This is a genomic window from Xanthobacter agilis, assembly GCF_021730435.1.
GTDB lineage: Bacteria > Pseudomonadota > Alphaproteobacteria > Rhizobiales > Xanthobacteraceae > Xanthobacter > Xanthobacter agilis.
This window is the reverse complement of record NZ_JABWGX010000014.1, coordinates 21,672-40,998: the sequence shown is the minus strand read 5'-3', so window position 1 is coordinate 40,998 and position 19,327 is coordinate 21,672. Positions and strand designations below refer to the sequence as shown.

Genomic DNA, 19,327 nt, shown 5'->3' with positions numbered 1-19,327 from the left:
GAGCCCGGCGCGGGCCATGGACACTGCGCCGTCCACCGACCTGCCGGACCTCTCGGAGAGCCGCGCCGCGCTCTATGCCGGGGACTACGAACGGGCGCTGGCCCTGCTCGAACCTCTCACAGCCACGGTGCGGCACGCCGACCTCTACAACCTGCTCGGCTTCGCCAACCGCAATCTGAAGCGCTACGACGCGGCGGCGCGCTGGTACAAGGAGGCCCTATTCTACGACCCGGTGCACCGCCCGGCGATCGAGTATCAGGGGGAGCTGTTCATCGCCATCGGCGACTTCAAGGGCGCCGAAAAGAACCTCGAGCTTCTGCGGCTCCTGTGCTTCCCATCGGGCTGCGAGGAGCATGAAAAGCTTCGCAAGGCCCTCATTGCAGCCGGACGCAATTCCTGAGGGACATCGCTCAGGCGTCCGGGAAAAAGCGATTGGGCGGGCGCGGCAAACCGAGGTGCTCGCGCAGCGTGGTGCCCTCGTAATCCCGCCGGAAGATGCCGCGCCGCTGCAACTCCGGCACCACTTTGTCCACGAAGGCATCGAGACCTTCGGGCACGAACGGGAACATGACGTTGAACCCGTCCGAGCCCTCGGTGACGAGCCATTCCTCCATGGCATCCGCGATGGTCTGCGGCGTTCCCACGAAGGAGAGCCCACCATAGCCGCCGAGGCGCTGCGCCAGCTGGCGCACGGTGAGATTTTCCGCCCGCGCCAAGGCAATGGCCCGCTCGCGCCCGCTCTTGCTGGCATTGGTGTGCGGGACTTCGGGCAGCGGCCCATCCGGGTCGAAGCTTGAAGCGTCCACGCCGAGCGCGATGGAGAGGGCGGCGATGGCGCTTGCCTCGTGCACCAGGCCGTCGAGGCGAGCACGCGTCTCGCGCGCCTCATCGAGGCTGTCGCCCACCACGACCAGCGCGCCAGGAAGGATCTTGAGATGGTCGCGGCTGCGGCCGGCCTTCTCCACACGCGCCTTCACGTCCGTATAGAAGGCCCGGCCAGCCTCGATGGAATTGACCGCGGTGAACACCACCTCCGCCGTTTCCGCCGCCAGTTGCCGCCCGTCATCGGATGCGCCCGCCTGGACGATCACCGGCCAGCCCTGCACCGGGCGGGCGATGTTGAGCGGTCCGCGTACCGAGAAATGCTCTCCCTTGTGGTCGAGCACATGCATCCGCTCCGGATCGAAATAGAACCCTGAGGCCGTGTCCCGCACGAAGGCATCGTCGGCGAAGCTGTCCCACAGGCCCGTCACGACCTCGTAGAACTCGCGGGCCCGGCGATAGCGGGCCGCGTGCTCCGTCTGCTCATCGTGCCCGAAATTGAGCGCGGCATCGGGATTGGAGGTGGTGACGATATTCCACCCTGCCCGGCCACCGGAGATATGGTCCAGCGACGCGAAGCGGCGGGCGATGTGGAACGGCGCATCGAATGTGGTGGAGGCGGTGCCCACGAGGCCGATACGCTCCGTCGCCCCGGCGAAGGCAGACAGCAGGGTAAAGGGCTCGAAGGATGTGACCGTATGGCTGCGCTTCAGTGCCTCGATGGGCATGTTGAGCACGGCGAGGTGATCCGCCATGAAGAAGGCGTCGAACTTGCCCTCCTCCAGCTTGCGGATGAACCGGCGCAGGTGGGCGATGTTGAAATTGGCATCGGGGAACGCGCCCGGATAGCGCCAGGCACCCGTATGGATGCTGACGGGGCGCATGAAGGCCCCGAGGTGCAGGCGGCGCTGTGCGGGCATCAGGTCTCTCGATAGGGACGGGGCAGAAGCGGCGCGCGCCCGATCAGGGAGTGGCCGGCGCCCAGATGGCGGCGTCGGAGGCGTCGACCTTCTTCGGCAGAACACCCTCGGCGAAGAAGACATCGGCAATCTTCTGCTGCTCCGCAAGCCCGGCCCGCGTCACAGGACCCACCTTGTAGGACCGGCGCGCATTGGCCTTTTCCACGGTCGGCGCGTCGATGCCCCAGAGGCCCGCGAGGATTTCGGCGGCGGGGCTGGGATTGGCCTTCACCCATTCACCTGTGGCCTTGAGGCGCTCGAACAGCACGTCCAGCACCTTGCCACCGCGCTTCGAGAAATCCTCCGTGGTCAGGTAATAGCGCTTGTAGTTGGCAAGTCCGGTGCCGTCGGCAAGCACACGCGCGCCGGACTGGGCCTGCGTGCTGGCGAGGAACGGGTCCCAGGCCACCCAGGCGTCCAGATTGCCGCTGACGAAGGCGGCGCGGGCGTCGGCGGGGGTGAGATAGGCGGGGGTGATGTCGCGGATGGAGAGTCCCGCCTTGGCCAGCGCTACGAGCAGCAGATAATGGCTGCCCGCGCCCTTGGTAACACCGACCTTCTTGCCCTTCAGCTGCTCCACCGTGGTGATGGGCGAGTTGGCCGGGACGAGGATCGCCTGGGCCGAGGGCGAGGGCGCCTCCTCCGCCACATAGACGAGCTTTGCGCCCGCGGCCTGGGCGAAGACGGGCACGGTATCGGCCACGTCCGCGGAAAAATCGATGGCGCCGACATTCACCGCCTCTAGCAACGGCAGGCCGCTGGTGAATTCGTGCCACGTCACCTCGACGCCCAGCGGCTCAAGCGCCTTCTCCAGCGTGCCATTGGTCTTCAGCACGGTGATGAGAGTGGACGAGCGCTGGTAGCCGATGCGCACCTTGGTCGGCGCGTCAGCCGCCGCGGCAGCGGTCGCCAGCGCCAGGGTCAGGGTCAGGGCGAGGCCGGCAGCCAGGTGCCGGTACAGACCGGAAAGAGACATGGAGCGCAGGCGGCGAAACAGGGAATGGCGGGCAGAAGACACGTTCGTCACCTCGTGGGGGATGGCAGCACCCGCATGCGGACGGCACCGGCGCCCGCCTCGGAAAAGGGTGCGATCGGAGGGCATTGCGGTCCAGCCCACGGCCCGCGCGGTGCTGCATTGAGGTAATATGTACTTTATCAATCGACTTTATGCAAATATGACTCGGCATGACGGAGCTGACCCGCCGCCGCCTGTCGCGCGACGGCCTTGATCGCCCGCCGTACCTTGCCGCGACCATGCGAGATGATGAGATGACAGACAGGATTTGCGTGTTGGGCGCCGGTGCCATCGGCGGGCATATCGCCGCCAAGCTCGGCGCGGCCGGTGTCGACGTGAGCATTGTCGCGCGCCCGGCGACGGTGGAAGCGGTGCGCCGCGATGGGCTGAAGCTGCGCAGCCAGGGCGTGGAAATCGTCGCGCCCGTCGCGGCGAGCGACGATCCGTTCGCGCTGCCGGTGCAGGACCTTGTCATCACCACAGCCAAGGCCCACGCCCTGCCCGCGGCGGCCGCCGCGCTGGCGCATCTGACAGGCGGCAAGGCGCCCGTGGTCTATGTGGCGAACGGCCTGCCCTGGTGGTACCGCTATCGCGGCAAAGGCGCGAACGACGGCGCCAGCCTTGCGCGGCTCGATCCGGACGGCAGCCTGTGGCGTGGCGTCGGCCCTGAGGGCGCCATCGGCGGCGTCATCTATTCCTCGAATACGGTGACGGCGCCGGGCGAGGTCACGCACCTCGGAACCGACCACCGCCTCATCCTCGGCGAGCCGGACGACAGCCTGTCGCCCCGGCTCGCGGCCGTGGTCACGCGCCTTGCCCCCGCCGGGGCGGAGGCGACCGACAAAATCCGCACGGAAGTCTGGCGCAAGCTGCTCGTCAATCTCGCGAACTCGCCCATCGGGGCGCTGACGCGACTGGGCGGGGACCAGATCGCCGCCGATGCGCGGCTGCGCCCCATCTATCTCGGCCTCTACCGGGAAGGGCTGGCGGTGGCCGCGGCCCAGGGCATCCATCTGCCGGACGATTCGGAAGCCCGGTTCGAGCGCATGTCGCGGACCAGCCATCGCTCGTCCATGCTGCAGGACATGGAGGCGGGCCGGCCGCTGGAAACCGACGCCCAGCTCAGCGCCGTGCAGGATCTCGCCCGTGAGGCCGGCGTGCCCACGCCCACGCTCGACATCCTGCTGCCCCTGCTGCTCGCGGCCGCGGCGGGCCGCCAGTAGCCGGAAGAAGAGCGCCCCGCCCGGTGGCGGAGCGCCGGTAGCCGCAAGAGGGACGCCCCGCCGGCGGCGGGGTGTTCCGGCCTATTGCGCGTAGCCGGGATCTTCCCGGTCGATCTTGCGGCGGAAGGCCGCCCACTCGATCCGCGCGCCGGGCGACCAATGGTCGTCCGTGTAGGAGCGGGCGCCACGGGCCACCGTGCGTTCCACCACCTGCGGATCGACCGGCGTCAGCTCGCGCCCGCCGGCGAGGGCGGCGATCTGGATCTTCGCGGCCTTCTCCAGCCGGAACATCCAGGAAAAGCTTTCCCCGATGGTGCGCCCGGTGGTGAGGATGCCGTGGTTGCGCATGATGAGGATGCGCCCGTCGCCCAGCGCCGCCGTCAGCTTGGAGCACTCGTCGTCGTCGAGGTCCAGCCCGCCGTATGTGTAGTAGCGGGTTCGCCCGAGGATGATCAGCGCGTTCTGGGAGATGGGCAGAAGCCCGTCCTTCTGGATGGAGACCGCCGTGCCGTCCACCGAATGCAGGTGGATGACGGAGGCAATGTCCGGGTTGGCGGCATAGATGGCGCCGTGGATCCTGTCCGCGGCCGGATTGACGCCGTGCTCGGCGCCGCTCAGCAGCTTGCCCGACAGGTCGATCTTCACCAGCAAGGAGGCGGTGATCTCCTCGAATAACAGGCCATAGGGGTTCACCAGATACTGATCCCTGGTGCCCGGCACGCGCAGCGAGAAATGGGTACCCAGAAGATCGGTCCAGCCGAAGCGGGCGCCCAGGCGATAGGCCGCGGCCAGATCCAGCCGGGCTTGCCATTCCTCCGGAGAAATATCGGGTCGATGCTGCGGTGGCAGCTTCAGGGCGGTGGCGGTGGACATCAACATGTCTCCTGTCTGGGGATGAAACGTACTGCACCGGTTTGTGCAGGCTGGACGTGCAGCTCTTCGGGCTCCGTGCGGGCGTCGGGGCGAAAGCCGGAAAGCCCTGCGTTCCGCGCCATTCGCGCCGTGGTCCCAGCAAGCTGGGGACGCGCGGCGGGGGCTTCGGCCACGGGGAATTTAAAATTGATAATATCTATGTATTAGATTTACAATGTGCCATCACACGGCGCTTCCGGGCACGCCCGAGCCCTCCGCCGCCAGCCGGACACCCATCCCATGAGCGTTGAATTCATCGGCTACATCGGCCATTTCAACAATTCCGAGGCGGTGCGGCGCACCGGCCCGGCTCTCGACGTGGACCACATCGAGACCGTGGCCAAGGCGCACGAATACGTCGGCTTCGACCGGGCGCTGGTGGCGGTCAATTCCAATTCGGCCGAGAGCATCCTCATCGGCCAGCACGCGGCGAGCGTGACCTCCCGCATCAAGCTGATGATCGCCCACCGCCCGGGCTTCACCGCCCCGACGCTCGCGGCCCGGCAACTTGCGACCCTCGACCAGTTCTCGCGGGGGCGGCTCGCGGTCCACATCATCACCGGCGGCAGTGATGCCGAGCTCGCCCAGGACGGCGACCACCTCACCAAGGACGAGCGCTACGCCCGCACGGCGGAATATATCGAGGTGCTGCGCCGCGAATGGACCAGCGCGGAGCCGTTCGATTTCGAGGGTACGTATTATTCCATCCAGAAAGGCTTCGGCGACGTGAAGCCGGTGCGGGCGGAGGGCATCCCGGTGTTCTTCGGCGGCGCCTCCCCCGCAGCCATCGCGGTGGCCGCACGCCATGCGGATGTCTACGCGCTGTGGGGCGAAACCTACGATCAGGTGCGCGAGCTGGTGGGACGCGTGCGCGGCGCCGCGGCGGCCCACGGACGCACGCCGGAATTCAGCCTGTCGCTTCGCCCGGTCATCGCCGACACCGAGGAGGCCGCCTGGGCCAAGGCCGCCGACATCCTCGCCCGCGCCAGGGCCCTGCGGTCCGGCGGCGGGGATGGACGCTCTCCCTTCAACGTGCGCAAGCTTTCCGACGGCAACGCCCCGCCGACCAATGAGGGCTCGCGGCGCCTGCTGGAGGCCGCGGCCCGGGGCCCACGCCTCGACAAGTATCTGTGGACCGAGATCGCCGCCCTCACCGGCGCCAGCGGCAATTCCACCGGCCTTGTCGGCACACCGGACCAGGTGGCCGAGGCCATCGGCGACTATTTCGACCTCGGCATCTCCAAGTTCCTCATCCGCGGCTTCGATCCGCTGGTGGATGCCATCGACTATGGCCGGGACCTGCTGCCGCGGGCACGGGCGGTCATCGCCGAGCGTGCGGCGGCCCGCACCGCCGCCGAATAAGCACCGCCCCTCCCTCGCGATACCAGACGGTCCCGCTGCCATGACAGTCCCCGCCGCCTTGCCCTTGCCGGCTCCAGTGCCTGCCGAAACGCCGGCCATCGCGCCGCTGCGCGACTTCGTCGTCGCCTTCGGCACCCTGCTCGACCAAAGCCCCGACGAGGCCCGCATCCGGGAGGAAGGCTCCGCCCTGCTCGCGAGGCTGGTGGCACGGGACGATTGGCTACCGGAGGCCTTCGCGGCGCCCCACCCCACCTACTACCAGCAATATCTGCTGCACGCGGATTCGACGGAGCGCTTCTCCATCGTCAGCTTCGTCTGGGGGCCGGGGCAGAAGACGCCGATCCACGATCACACGGTCTGGGGCCTCATCGGCATGCTCAGGGGCGCCGAATACAACCAGCCATTCGCGCTCGACGCCGCCGGCCGTCCGGTCCCCTCCGGCGATCCGGACCGGCTCGAGCCCGGCGCCGTCGCCGCGGTCTCCCCGACCATTGGCGACCTGCACCGGGTCAGCAACGCCTTCGACGATCGGGTCTCCATCTCCATCCATGTATATGGGGCCAATATCGGCGGGGTCCATCGCCACACCTATCCGGAGGACGGGCCGCGCAAGCCCTTCGTTTCCGGCTATAGCAACACCACCCTGCCCAATCTCTGGGACCGGTCCAAGGAAGGCCGAAGGAGCGCGTGACCCATGACCTATATCGAGGTTGCCACCTTCCCTTCCCTGTCCTTCGAAGAGGTGCGGGCACGGCTATTAGGGCGGCAGGAGACCGCCCTTCTCGACGTGCGGGAGGAAGACCCCTTCGCGCAGGAGCACCCGCTCTGGGCCGCCAACCTGCCCCTGTCCCGCATCGAGCTTGACGCGTTCCGCCGCATCCCGCGCCGGGACACGGTGCTGGTGCTCTACGGCAGACACGCCGGCGAGGATCTTGCGCCGCAGGCCGCGCGCAAGTTCATCGCGCTGGGCTACACTGCTGTTCATCTACTGGAGGGCGGCCTCGAAGGCTGGCGTACGGCCGGAGGGGAACTTTTCCGCGACGTGAACGTGCCCTCCAAGTCCTTCGGCGAACTGGTGGAGCACGAGCGGCATACGCCCTCCCTCTCCGCCGAGGAGGTGTCGCGGCTGATCGCCGACAAGGCCGATGTGGTGGTGGTGGACGCCCGGCGCTTCGACGAATACCGCACCATGAGCATCCCCACCGCCACCAGCGTGCCGGGCGCGGAACTGGTGCTCAGGGTGCGGGAGTTGGCGCCCGATCCCGCCACGCGTGTGGTTGTGAACTGCGCCGGCCGCACCCGCTCCATCATCGGCACCCAGTCGCTCGTGAATGCCGGCCTACCGAACCCCGTGGCCGCGTTGCGCAACGGCACCATCGGCTGGCTCCTCGCCGGACAAGAGCTGGACCGCGGCGCCGAACGCCGACCGCCGGAACCGACGGCCGCCACCCGCGCCGCCGCGCGCGAAGATGCCAGGGCCGTCGCCGCGCGGGCGGGGGTTCAACCCCTTCCCTATTCGGCGCTGGCCGACTTCGCCAGTGCTGCGCGCACCACCTATCTGCTCGATGTCCGGACGCCCGAGGAATATGAGGCGGGCCATCTGCCCGGCTTCCTCAGCGCGCCGGGCGGCCAGCTAGTACAAGAGACGGACCACCACGCCCCGGTGCGCGGCGCCCGCTTCGTGCTCTTCGACACGGACGATGTACGCGCGCCCATGACCGGCTCCTGGCTCGCCCAGATGGGCTGGGAGGTGCATTTTCTGGAGGGCGTTCCCGCCGAGGCCCTTACCGCGATCGGCGCAGCTCCGCCCAACCGGCCCGCGATGCCGGAGGTGCCGCTCGTCACCGCCGCCGCGTTGGTCCAGGCGCTGGATGCGGCACAGGGCGATCCCGGCTCCCTTCAGATCATCGACGTGTCGCCCGGCGTTGATTATCTCCGCGGGCACGTCCCCGGCTCCTGGTTCGCCATCCGCGCGCAGCTTGCGGATGCGCTCAAGACCCTGCCTTCGGCACGGCGCTATGTCGTCACCTGCGGCACCGGCATCCTGGCCCGCTTCGCCACGGCGGACCTCGCCGAAATTCTCGGTCCCTCCGTGGACGTTGCCGCCCTCGACGGCGGGAATGCCGCCTGGCACGCGGCCGACCATGCGCTGGAACAGGGCGAAATCCACCTAGCCGTGCCGCGGACGGATCGCTATCGCCGGCCATATGAGGGGACGGAGGCGCCGCGGTCGGCCATGCAGGCCTATCTGGACTGGGAGTTCGGCCTCGTCGCCCAGCTCGCCCGCGACGGCACGCATCACTTCCGGGTCGTCTGAGGGGAAGCCGGCGGGCCTGTGGCCAGCCAATCCGTAGGGGCGTCGAGATACGCCCGGCAGATGACCGCCGAGCAGAGCCGGCGCAGCAGCGCCTCATTAATAATATATAAAATCGATAGACAAAATCATATTTGTGCATATCCTGAGTTTGTGGGGCTTCTGCCGCGCTTGGCCTCTACTGGTTGCACGAGCTCAATCGGCGGGTGGCAAGTGTCCGCGCCCGTGCATCCGCAAGACCAGCCTTTCACCAGACCGCGTGCGGGCACCATCGCCGGCACGGCATTTCAGTCGCAACGGCCGCCGACACTCGTCCGGCGGCGCATGCAAAACCACGAGACCGGGACCTCCTCATGCGCGAGAAGATCAACCTGCGTTCGCTGACCCGGCGCCGCGTCCTGGCCGCGACGTCAGTGCTGGCAGCCGCGGCCCTGCTGCTGATGGGCGCGCCCGGCCCCGCGCACAGCGCCGAGCCTCGCAACGGCGGCAGCATCATCTTCCTCATCGACTCCCTTGGAAACACTTGGATTCCGAACAACAGCGCCATATCGAGCTTTCAGGGCCACATCTGGGGCCATGTGACGGACAAGCTGGTTTACGTGGATGCCGACGGCAAGGTCAGCCCCTGGATCGCCGAGCGCTGGGAGCAGAACGACGCCGCCACCGAATTCACCCTCCACCTGAAGCCGGGCGTGACCTTCTCCGACGGCACCCCGCTCGATGCCGCCGCCGTCGTCGCCAACCTCGACATCTGGTATGCGGGCCGCAAGGGCGAGGGCATCAACCCCATCGGCCTCTTCCCCAAGACCTACGAGCGCGCCGAGGCGGTGGACCCGCAGACGGTGAAGGTTTTCTTCAAAGCGCCCACGCTCGGCTTCATCCCGACGCTCGGCTATCACGGCTCGATCCTCATCTCGCCGAAGACGCTCGCGCAGCCGGCTGCGCATCAGGCGGATCTCGGCAAGACCTCCGGCAGCGGCCCCTATGTGGTCGAAGCCTGGAAGGAGGGCGATTTCGTCCGGCTGGCCAAGCGCAAGGACTACAACTGGGGGCCGCCCGCCGTCGGCCATACCGGCCCGGCCTTTCTCCACACCATCACCTACAAGCTGGTGTCGGAGCCTTCCTTGAGGGTCGCCGCGGTCCAGTCAGGACAGGCGGACGTCGCCTACAGCCCGTCGCCCCAGGAATTGAAGTCGCTCAAGGCGGAGGGCTTCACCATCTCGACACCGCGCTATCTGGGCTTCGTAAACGGCCTCGCGATCAACACCAAGCAGGCGCCTTACGACGATCCGAAGGTGCGTCAGGCCCTTCAGGCGGGCATCAATCGCCAGGAGATCATCGACACCGTCTACACCCCCGACTGGAAGCTCGCGACCTCCTTCATCCAGAGCAACGTACCCGGCGCCACCGACCACAGCGCCCTACTGGCCTATGATCCCGAGAAAGCCGGCAAGCTGCTCGACGCGGCCGGCTGGACGAAAGGCGCCGACGGGATCAGGATCAAGGACGGCAAGCCACTGACTCTGACGCTCCATTCCAATCCCTATCTTGCCACGTCCAAGGCCATCGACGAGCTCATCGCCCAGCAGCTGGGCCGGCTGGGCTGGAAGGTCACCATCCGCGCCTTCGATGTGGCCACCTTCGGCGAGAAGGTGAGGTTCGCTCGCCCGGGCGTGCCGGCCTATGAGGTGACGCGCAGCTTCATCGACGCCGGCACCGTCGCGAGCATCCTCACCAATGCCAACAACGGTGAGAACTGGTTCGCCCTCGACGAGAGCGACCCGACGATCAACGCCCTGCGTGACAAGATCTCCGGTGCAGCGTCTTTGGACATCCGCACTCCGCTGCTCGACGAGCTGCAGAAATACGTTCTTGAGCAGGGCTATTTCATTCCACGCACGCAGATTGTCCAGCGCATCTATGTGCAGTCGCCGAAAGTGAAGGGCGAGACCTACAACGGCATCGCCTATGCCAGCTACTACACCGCCTTCAAGGGCGAATGACCCGCTGTTGAACCCGGCAGAGTGAGGAGGGCACGGCATGCGCAACGCCTACCTGACCTACGCCGCACGGCGCATCGCCCAGGCCGTGGCGGTGGTGCTGCTGGCCTATGTCTTCACCTTCGTCGTGGTCAGCATCCTGCCCGGCGATCCCGTCAGCACGATCCTCCACGACCCACAGAACGGGTTCACGGACGAGGAAATCCGCGAGATCATCGCCGCCCAGGGGCTCGACCAGCCGATCGCGGTGCAGCTGTGGACCGCGCTGTCCCATTTCGTCACCGGCAATCTAGGCCTGTCCATGCGCTCGGGCCGGCCGGTGGCGACGCTTTTGGCCGAGGTCCTGCCCTCCACCCTCATTCTGGCCTCCGCCGGCTTCGCCGTCGCGCTTTTGCTGGCGGCGGTGATCGCCTATGGCACGCAGTTCCTGCCCGCAAGGTTTGGACAGGGCCTCCTGCGCGGCTTCCCCTCTCTGTTCCTCTCGGTGCCCAATTTCGTGATCGGGCTGGTGCTGATCCACGCCTTCGGCTTCCAGCTCGGCCTGTTCCGGGTGATCGAGCCGAACAGCTTCTGGGCCACCCTGTTCGCGGCCCTCGCGCTGGGCATCCCCATTTCGGCGCAGATCGCGGAGGTGCTGATCGCCAATCTCGACCATGAAGCCCGGCAGGAATACGCCGCCGTGGCGCGCAGCCGCGGGCTCGGGCAGGTGGGCCTGTTCGTCAAGCACCTGCTGAAGCCGTCCTCGCTGCCGGTGGTCACGGTCATCGCGCTCACCATCGGCGAACTCCTCGGCGGCTCCCTGATCACCGAAACGGTGTTCGGGCGCACCGGCGTCGGCAGCTTGGTGCAACGCTCGGTCACGACGCAGGACCTGCCGGTGCTGCAGACGGTGGTCTCGCTGGCGGCAGTGGTCTTCGTGGGCGTCAACCTCCTCGCCGATCTCGTCTATCCGCTGCTCGACCCGCGCGTGACGCTGGTCGGTTCTGGCCGAAGCCGACAGGCCGGCGCGGAGGATCCGGCCACGCAGACGACGGAAGCGGTGACGGCATGAGTCTCGCCGTCCCGCCCTCCGCCGGGCGCACCCCGCTCCTGCGCGCCGGCTGCCTGCCCGCTGCGGCCCTTCGCGGACTGTCCGCGCTGCGCCTGCCGGCCAGCGTCGTGCTCTCCCTTGCCATCGTTGCGCTGGTGATCGGCTGGTCGCTGGCCCCGGGCCTGTTCACCGGCCAAGATCCAGTCATTGGCGTGCCGGCCGACAAGCTGCTCGCCCCGAGCCTCGCGCACTGGTTCGGTACCGACCACCTCGGCCGTGATCTCTATGCCCGCGTGGTCTACGGCACCGCCTCCTCGGTCACGAGCGCGCTCATCGCGGTCACTATCGGCGTGGTGGCCGGCGGCACTGTCGGTCTTCTCGCCGGATTTTTCGGCGGATGGGTGGACACCGTCATCGCGCGTCTCGTGGACGTGCTGCTTGCCATCCCAAATTTCCTTCTCGCCGTCATCGTCGTGACCGCGCTGGGTTTCGACACGCTCAACGTCGCCATCGCCACCGGGGTCTCGGCGGTGGCGGTGTTCGCCCGCGTGATGCGCGCCGAGGCGATCAAGACGCGGCAGGCCACCTTCGTCGAGGCCTCGTTCCTGCTCGGCGGCTCGCGCTGGCACATCCTCACGCGACACGTGCTGCCGAACGCGTCGCGCTCGGCATTGCCGCTCGCTGTGCTGCAGTTCGGCCTGTCGATCCTGGTGATCGCGAGCCTGGCCTTCCTCGGCTACGGCGATCCGCCGCCGGCGTCGGACTGGGGCCTGCTGATCTCCATCGGCAAGGACTATCTGAAATGGCCCTGGCTGGTCTACGCGCCCGCCTTCGTCACGATCACGACCGTGCTCTCCGTGAACAGGATCAGCCGATGGCTCCGCAGGATCGACTGAGCGCGCCCGCCCGCGCCGCCCCGCTGCTTGAGGTGGAGGACCTGACGGTCTCCTACGGGCGGAACGAGGTGGTGCGGAAGGCCTCGTTCGCGCTCGGCCGCGGCGGGAGCCTTGCCCTCATCGGCGAGTCCGGCTCGGGCAAGTCCACCATCGCCCGCGCGGTGCTGCGGCTGTTGCCCGCCGGCGCCCGCGCCACCGGGCGCGTCACGCTGGATGGCGCGAACGCGCTCGCGCTCTCCGAGCGCCGGTTTCGCCCGCTGCGGGGCCGGACCATCGGCTTCGTGCCGCAGGATCCCGGCCATGCGCTCAACCCGGTGCGGACCATCGGCGCCCAGGCTCTGGAGGCGGCCGCGCTCCTCGATGTGCGCGACAGGGCAGCCGGCAAGGCCCTGGTGCTGGAGACCTTCGCCGAGGTAGGGCTGGACAACCCCGGGCGGGTCTTTGGCTCCTATCCCCATCAATTGTCCGGTGGGATGCTCCAGCGGGTGCTGATCGGCCTTGCGGTCCTGCCACGCCCGGCGCTGCTGGTGGCTGACGAGCCTACGTCCGCGCTCGATGTCACCATCCAGAAGCGCATCCTCGATCTCCTCTCGCGGCTGCAGCGCGAGCGCGACATCGGCCTCCTCCTCATCACCCACGACCTCGCCATCGCGGCCGAGCGGACCCAGTCGCTCGTGTTGCTCAAGGACGGGCAGGTGCAGGAGGCCGGCAGCGCAAAGGCGGTGTTCTTCTCCCCGACCTCGGCCTATGCGCGCAAGCTGCATGCTGACGTTCCCGCCCTCAATCCCGACCGCTACGGGGCCCTGCGCGATCCGGGCCTGGGCCGCCTCGCTCAGGCGGCGGGCGAGGCCTCGAAGATTGAGGTCAGGGGTGTCACCAAGACCTTCCATGTGGATGGCAAGGCGCTCACCGCCGTGGACGCCGTGTCCTTCAGCGTCCCGGCCGGCACCACCCACGCGCTGGTGGGCGAATCCGGCTCGGGCAAGACGACGACGATCCGGCTGCTGCTCGGGCTCGAGCAGCCCGACACCGGCGACATCACGGTGGCGGGTGAGCGGCTCGCGGGGCGTGGGCCAGACGCGCTGCGCGGCGTCTGGCGCCACCTGCAGCTCATCTACCAGAACCCCTACACCTCGCTCGATCCCACCTGGAAAATCGAGCAGTTGGTGCGCGAGCCGCTCGACCGCTTCGGCATCGGCAGCCGCGAGGAGCGGGCTGCGCGGGTGCGCGAGGCACTGGCCAGCGTCGGGCTCGGCGAGCACCTGCTCGCCCGCGGGCCGGCGACCCTGTCGGGCGGCCAGCGCCAGCGCGTGGCCATCGCCCGGGCGCTGGTGCTGCGGCCGGACGTGATCGTGCTCGACGAGCCCACCTCCGCGCTCGATGTCAGCGTCCAGGCCGGCATCATGGAGGTGCTGCTGACGCTGCAGGCGAAACTGGGCCTCACCTATGTCTTCGTCTCCCACGATCTCGCTTTGGTGCGCCAGCTCGCCCACACGGTCTCGGTGATGCATCGCGGCCGCATCGTCGAGCACGGGCGCGTCGCCGACATCTTGGACAATCCCCGCCAGCCCTACACCCGCGCCCTGCGGGCCTCGATGCCCGCCGGCATCTCCGGCACGGCACGCGGCGTGCCACGGCGCGTGCCGATCCTCGCAGAGCAGAGCCTCCCATGACCCTGGCAGCGCTAGCCAGCAGCGTGCCGGCGCCCTTCCGCCCCAAGCCGGGGCTGGGCTTCAACACCCGCGTGGCGTTCAGCGACGATGCCGGGCCCGCGCAGGGGCTGCGCGAGGGGATCGAGCTGTTCAAGGCAGCCGAACGCCTCGGCTACCAGTCGGGATGGGCCTACCAGCGGCACTTCGACCACTATCTGTCCTCGCCTTTGCCCTTCTTCGCCGCCGCCGGCCAGCACACGCGGCGCATCCGGCTCGGCTCGGCGGTCATCCCCATGCGCTATCAGGACCCGATCCTGCTGGCGGAGGCGGCGAGCACCACAGATCTGCTCATCGGCGGCCGGCTGGAGCTCGCCATCGCCACCGGCGCCACTGCGGCCTTCGACGCCATCTTCGGGCACGTGGACACCAATGCCCGCACCGAGGCGAAGCGCCGTCAGGCCCGCTTCCTCGATGCCATTTCCGGCGCAGTGCTACATGTGGTGGACGGCCCCGGACAGGGCGCGCCCGAAGGCACGCCGCTGCGCGTCACGCCCCACAGCCCGACCCTGCGCACCCGCATCCGGCAGGGCTCGGCGAGCATCGCGTCGGCGGTGCAGGCGGCGGAACTCGGCATCGGTCTCATCTGCGGCACGGTGCAGCACAACCATGTGGAGGGCGAGAGCTTCGGCGCCTATCAGGCCCGCAGCATCGCCGCCTTTCGCGATACCTGGCGCGCGACGTGGGACACACAGCCCCCGCCGGTGGCCGTCGCCGCCTCCATCCTCGTGGGGACGACGCAGGAGCTGCGCGCGAAATACGCCGCCTATGACCTTGAGCGCCGGACACTGGGCATCGCCGCCTCCCGGCCCAAGGGTGCCATCACGCCCACCGCCCAGACCAACCAGCCGTCCGGCGCCCGCATCTCGCCCGTGTTCCACGGCACGCCCGATCAGGTGACACAAGCCATCCTGGACGATCCGGGCCTCGCCAGCGCCGACGAGATCGTGCTGTTCCTGCCCCCCCGGCTTCGACCTCGCCGAGAATGTGCGGCTGCTCGCCAACCTCGCGCAAACGGTGGCGCCGAGCCTCGGCTGGTCGCCGGACGCGTGACCAGGCGGGCCCGGCCGGGAACGCGCAGCCCCTGTCGTCAGCCGGCCAGCTCCCCGGCGAGATGACAGGCGGCCGAATGGCCCGGTTCCACGCCCCACAACTGCGGCCTTTCGCTTCAGCACGTGGCCGCGGCCACGGGGCAGCGGGTGTGGAAGGCGCAGCCGGGCGGCGGCGCGTAGAGGCTGGGGCAAGTCGCCCGGAAGCGCGAACGGCCGCGTCCTGCGGTAGGCCCACCTTACGCAGCAGGTCGCGGACGCGGGCGCGCCGTTTCTCCCACGTGCCGATGCCGTGGATATGCCGCGGCTCGGCGATCAGCTCGCCCGCGCTCCAGCTCGGATCGAGCGAGGCGGAGGGAAGTGCGCAACCTGAGGAGGCTGCGCTTCATCTCGATCAGGATATCCGCGATCGAGAAAAAGAACAGAAGGGGTGCCAGTGATTATCTCGCCAGCGCTTTTTTCAGAACTCGGGCCCTTGAGGCGCGTCGCGGGCTGCCGGTCGATGCCACGTCACCCGCTGGTTCCGCGCCGCGACCGAGAGCCGGTCGCGTCCCAGATCCGGGACAAGATCGCCGAGCGGGTTTTGAAGCCGCCGACATGGTGCCCCTAGGCGAGCCCCACCAGCAGCCCTTTGGCACGCGGCAGGACATAAATGGCTGCAGCCACCGCCACCACCTCGCTCACCACCACCACGAATAGAAGAGGCAAGCCGCGGACAAAATCCAGGATGGCACCAAAAAAGGCCGCCGGAAGGAAGGCAAGAGGCACCGCGACCACCGGCACGACATTCGAGATCCGGGCGTGCTGGAGGGTCTCGCTGCAGTGCGAGCATTCATCATGCACGAGCATCCAGATACGGAACAGGCCGCCCTCGCAGCATGCGGGACAGCGCCCCGACCATCCACGCCGCAACGCCTGCTCGACCGGACGCGGCGGATTGAAGCCATTGTGCGCGTAGCCCCCCTTCATTCGCCTGTTCCAACGGCCATGGCGAACGTGGAGCCAAGGAGAAGAGCGCCATCTCCGGCAGCGTCTCTGCCGTGAAGACATGGATGTGCGAGCGTGCAGATGCACGCCGGAAGAAGATGGCAACATGAGGAATCCGGGCTGGCCGCTGTTACGGCCACGGGACACGACACGCCCCGTCGCTGTAGACGGTCCGGCGCAGGTTCAGGTCAGCGGAAAGCGGGGGAGCCGGTGCGCAGCGGCTTGGGACACCCGTGCATCGACCGCCCGTCGCGGTAGTCGGACGATAAGGATGCGCCGGAAGCCCGGCGCCGCGACAGAGATTGCGTCTGCCCCGAGGAGGCCGGGGATGCCGTCAGGACGCAAGCGTCACACGGCGAGGCGTGAACATGAGACGAGCCGTCTCCGCCGCCGTCGCCACCGAGGCACACCTCGGGCAGCGTGCCGTCCGGCAACGCATCCGCCGTCATGTCGACCGGCGCGCTACCTCCCTCGATGACAAGGGCCTTGTGCGCGAGGCCGACGAATAGCGCCGCCAGCTTGAAGACTGCGGCAGCCAGCAACTTCCATCGATCGTCGCGCAAGCCAAGGAGCATAAGGCCGTTTTGTTGGAATGGCCGGGTTGGGTCGACCGCGTGAGAATACGGAGCAGGTCGCGACAGGATGGCAGCGCCGCTGGATGACGCGTCGACTGCGGCTTTGCTCCCCGGGCAGGCGGTTGCATGGCCTCCTGCGGCGTCGGCAACTGCGTCCTCCACCTGATGCTCCGATGCGCGCCTGACCTGCGAGAGAGCGCTGAAACGCGCGCGACGGCAACTTGGGCCAAATTGCCCCGTTGCTTTTTTATTAAATAGATAGATTAAATTTAAATTATGACCCACCCGCCGTTGCTGGCGTGGATCACGATCTTGCCCGAGGATGGAGTTTCCCCATGTGCGAAGCCTGCAACAACAATGACATCGAAGCGCTTGCCAAGGCATCCGCGCAGGCAGATTCGCCCGACGTCGACCGCCAGCGCCGTTCGGTGCTTGCCGCTGCTGCTGCGGGTCTGGTCGCGGCGCTCACGCCTGCGGTTTTCCGTCGGCAGGCCCACGCGGCCGAGAGCGGCAAGTTCCGCGTCGGCTACATCGCCGAGCCGGCCCACGGCCTTCATTTCATCGCCAAGGAGAAGGGCTACTTCAAGGACGAAGGCCTGGATGTCGAGCTGCTGCAGTTCAAGTCGGCGGGCGAGGGCCTGACCGCGCTCAAGTCGGGACAGCTGGACATCGGCACGTTCGGTTCGGCCGCGCCCCTCCTCTTCATCTCGCAGGGCACGCCCTTCACCATCTTCGGCGGCATGATGATCGGCGGACAGGCGCTCATCGCCCGACCGGAAACGGCGGCCGGACTGAAGGACATCGCAAGCTATCGCGGCAAGAAGCTCGGCCTCGTGCGGCTTTCCACCGGCGACGTGGTGTTCAGCGGCGCGCTGAAGAAGGCGGGCATCGATCCGAAGAAGGATATCGTCCGGGTAGAGCTGCCGTCCCCCGGCGTCGTGGTGGAGGCGGTGAAGAAGGGAGAGGTGGACGTCGGCCTCGTTTTCTCCCCGCACTTCACGCTGGCGGAAAAACAGGGGCTCGTCGTCTCCAACCTGATCGAGGACTTCTATCCCAACTATACCTGCTGCCGCCTGACGGCCAACACGGCCGATTTCGAGAACCGCAAGGGCGAATACCAAGCCTATCTCAAGGGGCTAATCCGCGCCTACAAGGTCTATTCCACCGATCCGGACGAAACGGTGCGCATCTTCACGACCTCGCTCAAGCTGGACGAGGGCATCATCCGCCGCGACACCTATACCCGCAAGGCATTCGCCTCCCATCCCGATCCCCTGCGCAAGGGCACGCTGGATTTCTGGCAGGCCATGGTCGACGCGGACTATGTGGCCGCGAAGGACTACCCCGTAGCCAAGCATATCGACGTCGACGTCTACAAGGCGGCGCTCAACTCGGTCATCGCCCGCGAGCCCAACGACAAGGTCTTCGCGGAACTCGCCACGTTCTACGCCGCCAACAACGCCTGAGGGGCTGGTCTTGTCCTCCACGGAAATCCGGGCCGGCGGCGCCCACCCCGGCACACAGCCCGCAGCCCTGGGGCCGGCCCGGGGCGCGCCGGCAGGCCTGCACTGGTCCCAGACCCTGCCGGCGGGTGCCATCCTGGCCGGCCTGCTCCTGGCCACCGCCTGGCCCGGATCCGAGGAGGGGTTTCCCCTCTACCTCGTCCTGTTCGCCGTCGGCGTCGGCGTGGTCGCGCTGGCCCGGTGGCGGCTGGCCGGTTCAGACGTAGCTCGCCAGTCGGTGTGCGACGTCGCGGCGATCCTCTACACCATTCTTCTCGCCTGGCAGCTCGCGACGGCCCACTTTGCCGTCCTGGACCCGATGTTGTTTCCGCCCCCCGAACTGACGCTCCGGCTGTTCGTGAAGGAGCTGCCGGATCTGCTCGACTGCCTCAGATCCTCCCTGATCCTTCTCGTCTCAGGGTTCGGAGCCGCGCTCGCGCTGTCGCTGCCGCTGGGCCTGTATGTGGGATGGCATTCGCGGCTGCATCACGCCGTCAGCCCGTTCACGAAGATCCTCGGCACCATCCCGCCGGTGGTCTTCATCCCCTACATCGTCCACCTCCTGCCCTCGTTCAGAAGCGCCTCCATCGTGGTGATCTTCATCGGCGCCTTCTGGCCGATCTTCATCAATACGGTGGCGGGCGTCTTCAACGTGCCCAAGGGCCTCATCGATTCCGGACGGGTGCTCAACCTCAGCACCCGCAAGATGCTCCTGCGCGTGGTGCTGCCGGCGGCGCTGCCCTCGATCTGCACCGGCGCCTCCCTGGCCCTGTGCTTTTCCTTCCTGCTGCTGACGGCGGCAGAGGTCATCGGCGCCAATTCCGGCATCGGCTGGTACGTGCACTACTTCTCCGACTTTGCCGATTATCACCGGGTGGTCGTGGGCATCATCTTCATCGGCATCGTCGTGGTGGCGATCACCCTCGCCACCGAGCGGCTTGAACGCCACCTCCTGCGCTGGCGCAGTTGAAG

The 19,327-nt window shown here is 67.8% G+C and carries 16 protein-coding genes and 1 pseudogene; 12 read left to right on the top strand and 5 right to left on the bottom strand.

What is annotated here, in order from left to right:
* Window positions 1-16: 16 nt before the first annotated feature.
* Entirely contained in the window at window positions 17-400 is a 384-nt protein-coding gene (locus HUW53_RS11710; protein ID WP_237345947.1) for a tetratricopeptide repeat protein, read from the top strand.
* A 10-nt stretch (window positions 401-410) separates the two neighbouring features.
* Here HUW53_RS11710 and HUW53_RS11705 read toward each other — a convergent pair whose 3' ends face one another.
* Both HUW53_RS11705 and HUW53_RS11700 read right to left on the bottom strand, forming a co-directional pair.
* Entirely contained in the window at window positions 411-1,742 is a 1,332-nt protein-coding gene (locus HUW53_RS11705) for an LLM class flavin-dependent oxidoreductase (protein ID WP_237345946.1), read from the bottom strand.
* 43 nt (window positions 1,743-1,785) lie between these two features.
* Window positions 1,786-2,757, bottom strand: coding sequence for an aliphatic sulfonate ABC transporter substrate-binding protein (locus HUW53_RS11700; protein ID WP_237346027.1), 972 nt, complete (start codon window positions 2,755-2,757; stop codon window positions 1,786-1,788).
* Window positions 2,758-2,966: 209 nt separating this feature from the next.
* Between HUW53_RS11700 and HUW53_RS11695 the strand changes: the two genes are divergently transcribed.
* Window positions 2,967-4,019, top strand: a complete 1,053-nt coding sequence (locus HUW53_RS11695; RefSeq protein WP_237345945.1) for a ketopantoate reductase family protein — start codon at window positions 2,967-2,969, stop codon at window positions 4,017-4,019.
* Window positions 4,020-4,100: 81 nt separating this feature from the next.
* On the opposite strand, the gene HUW53_RS11690 is transcribed toward HUW53_RS11695, so the two are convergent.
* Window positions 4,101-4,892, bottom strand: coding sequence for a class II aldolase/adducin family protein (locus HUW53_RS11690; RefSeq protein WP_237345944.1), 792 nt, complete (start codon window positions 4,890-4,892; stop codon window positions 4,101-4,103).
* 279 nt (window positions 4,893-5,171) lie between these two features.
* Here HUW53_RS11690 and HUW53_RS11685 point away from each other — a divergent pair, with 279 nt between their 5' ends.
* From HUW53_RS11685 to HUW53_RS11650, 8 genes and pseudogenes are all read left to right on the top strand, one after another.
* Complete coding sequence (locus HUW53_RS11685; RefSeq protein WP_237345943.1) at window positions 5,172-6,293, top strand: LLM class flavin-dependent oxidoreductase; 1,122 nt, start codon at window positions 5,172-5,174, stop codon at window positions 6,291-6,293.
* Between the two features lie 40 nt (window positions 6,294-6,333).
* A complete protein-coding gene (locus HUW53_RS11680; RefSeq protein ID WP_237345942.1) occupies window positions 6,334-6,984 on the top strand; it encodes a cysteine dioxygenase family protein in 651 nt (216 codons plus the stop codon).
* A 3-nt stretch (window positions 6,985-6,987) separates the two neighbouring features.
* Window positions 6,988-8,610, top strand: coding sequence for a rhodanese-related sulfurtransferase (locus tag HUW53_RS11675; RefSeq protein WP_237345941.1), 1,623 nt, complete (start codon window positions 6,988-6,990; stop codon window positions 8,608-8,610).
* A gap of 350 nt (window positions 8,611-8,960) precedes the next feature.
* A complete protein-coding gene (locus HUW53_RS11670) occupies window positions 8,961-10,610 on the top strand; it encodes an ABC transporter substrate-binding protein (RefSeq protein WP_237345940.1) in 1,650 nt (549 codons plus the stop codon).
* Window positions 10,611-10,647: 37 nt separating this feature from the next.
* Window positions 10,648-11,658, top strand: a complete 1,011-nt coding sequence (locus HUW53_RS11665) for an ABC transporter permease (RefSeq protein ID WP_237345939.1) — start codon at window positions 10,648-10,650, stop codon at window positions 11,656-11,658.
* A complete protein-coding gene (locus HUW53_RS11660; protein ID WP_237345938.1) occupies window positions 11,655-12,533 on the top strand; it encodes an ABC transporter permease in 879 nt (292 codons plus the stop codon). Before HUW53_RS11665 ends, HUW53_RS11660 begins: the two co-directional genes overlap by 4 nt.
* Window positions 12,512-14,206 (top strand): ABC transporter ATP-binding protein, encoded by a 1,695-nt coding sequence (locus HUW53_RS11655; RefSeq protein WP_237345937.1) that lies wholly within the window; start codon window positions 12,512-12,514, stop codon window positions 14,204-14,206. Before HUW53_RS11660 ends, HUW53_RS11655 begins: the two co-directional genes overlap by 22 nt.
* Window positions 14,203-15,295 (top strand): annotated as a pseudogene (locus HUW53_RS11650) (LLM class flavin-dependent oxidoreductase). The gene HUW53_RS11655 and the pseudogene HUW53_RS11650 overlap by 4 nt, the downstream one beginning before the upstream one ends.
* Before the next feature lie 602 nt (window positions 15,296-15,897).
* Here the strand turns inward: HUW53_RS11650 and HUW53_RS11645 are convergent.
* Both HUW53_RS11645 and HUW53_RS11640 read right to left on the bottom strand, forming a co-directional pair.
* Window positions 15,898-16,260: a DUF983 domain-containing protein gene (locus HUW53_RS11645; RefSeq protein WP_237345936.1), complete on the bottom strand. Its 363-nt coding sequence runs from the start codon at window positions 16,258-16,260 to the stop codon at window positions 15,898-15,900.
* Window positions 16,261-16,466: 206 nt separating this feature from the next.
* A complete protein-coding gene (locus HUW53_RS11640; protein ID WP_237345935.1) occupies window positions 16,467-16,820 on the bottom strand; it encodes a hypothetical protein in 354 nt (117 codons plus the stop codon).
* Window positions 16,821-17,188: 368 nt separating this feature from the next.
* Here HUW53_RS11640 and HUW53_RS11635 point away from each other — a divergent pair, with 368 nt between their 5' ends.
* Window positions 17,189-18,319: an ABC transporter substrate-binding protein gene (locus HUW53_RS11635; protein WP_237345934.1), complete on the top strand. Its 1,131-nt coding sequence runs from the start codon at window positions 17,189-17,191 to the stop codon at window positions 18,317-18,319.
* 10 nt (window positions 18,320-18,329) lie between these two features.
* Window positions 18,330-19,325 carry an ABC transporter permease gene (locus HUW53_RS11630; protein ID WP_272904205.1) on the top strand — a complete coding sequence of 332 codons (996 nt, stop codon included), beginning with the start codon at window positions 18,330-18,332 and terminating at the stop codon, window positions 19,323-19,325.
* The last annotated feature ends 2 nt before the right edge of the window (window positions 19,326-19,327 follow it).

What these genes read in the sequence shown, in the direction of transcription:
- HUW53_RS11700 (WP_237346027.1), bottom strand. Translation starts at nt 2,757, where the DNA reads ATGTCTCTTTCCGGTCTGTACCGGCACCTGGCTGCCGGCCTCGCCCTG.
- HUW53_RS11665 (WP_237345939.1), top strand. Translation starts at nt 10,648, where the DNA reads ATGCGCAACGCCTACCTGACCTACGCCGCACGGCGCATCGCCCAGGCC.
- HUW53_RS11680 (WP_237345942.1), top strand. Translation starts at nt 6,334, where the DNA reads ATGACAGTCCCCGCCGCCTTGCCCTTGCCGGCTCCAGTGCCTGCCGAA.
- HUW53_RS11655 (WP_237345937.1), top strand. Translation starts at nt 12,512, where the DNA reads ATGGCTCCGCAGGATCGACTGAGCGCGCCCGCCCGCGCCGCCCCGCTG.
- HUW53_RS11660 (WP_237345938.1), top strand. Translation starts at nt 11,655, where the DNA reads ATGAGTCTCGCCGTCCCGCCCTCCGCCGGGCGCACCCCGCTCCTGCGC.
- HUW53_RS11670 (WP_237345940.1), top strand. Translation starts at nt 8,961, where the DNA reads ATGCGCGAGAAGATCAACCTGCGTTCGCTGACCCGGCGCCGCGTCCTG.
- HUW53_RS11645 (WP_237345936.1), bottom strand. Translation starts at nt 16,260, where the DNA reads ATGAAGGGGGGCTACGCGCACAATGGCTTCAATCCGCCGCGTCCGGTC.
- HUW53_RS11675 (WP_237345941.1), top strand. Translation starts at nt 6,988, where the DNA reads ATGACCTATATCGAGGTTGCCACCTTCCCTTCCCTGTCCTTCGAAGAG.
- HUW53_RS11705 (WP_237345946.1), bottom strand. Translation starts at nt 1,742, where the DNA reads ATGCCCGCACAGCGCCGCCTGCACCTCGGGGCCTTCATGCGCCCCGTC.
- HUW53_RS11635 (WP_237345934.1), top strand. Translation starts at nt 17,189, where the DNA reads ATGTGCGAAGCCTGCAACAACAATGACATCGAAGCGCTTGCCAAGGCA.
- HUW53_RS11685 (WP_237345943.1), top strand. Translation starts at nt 5,172, where the DNA reads ATGAGCGTTGAATTCATCGGCTACATCGGCCATTTCAACAATTCCGAG.
- HUW53_RS11690 (WP_237345944.1), bottom strand. Translation starts at nt 4,892, where the DNA reads ATGTCCACCGCCACCGCCCTGAAGCTGCCACCGCAGCATCGACCCGAT.
- HUW53_RS11710 (WP_237345947.1), top strand. Translation starts at nt 17, where the DNA reads ATGGACACTGCGCCGTCCACCGACCTGCCGGACCTCTCGGAGAGCCGC.
- HUW53_RS11695 (WP_237345945.1), top strand. Translation starts at nt 2,967, where the DNA reads ATGACGGAGCTGACCCGCCGCCGCCTGTCGCGCGACGGCCTTGATCGC.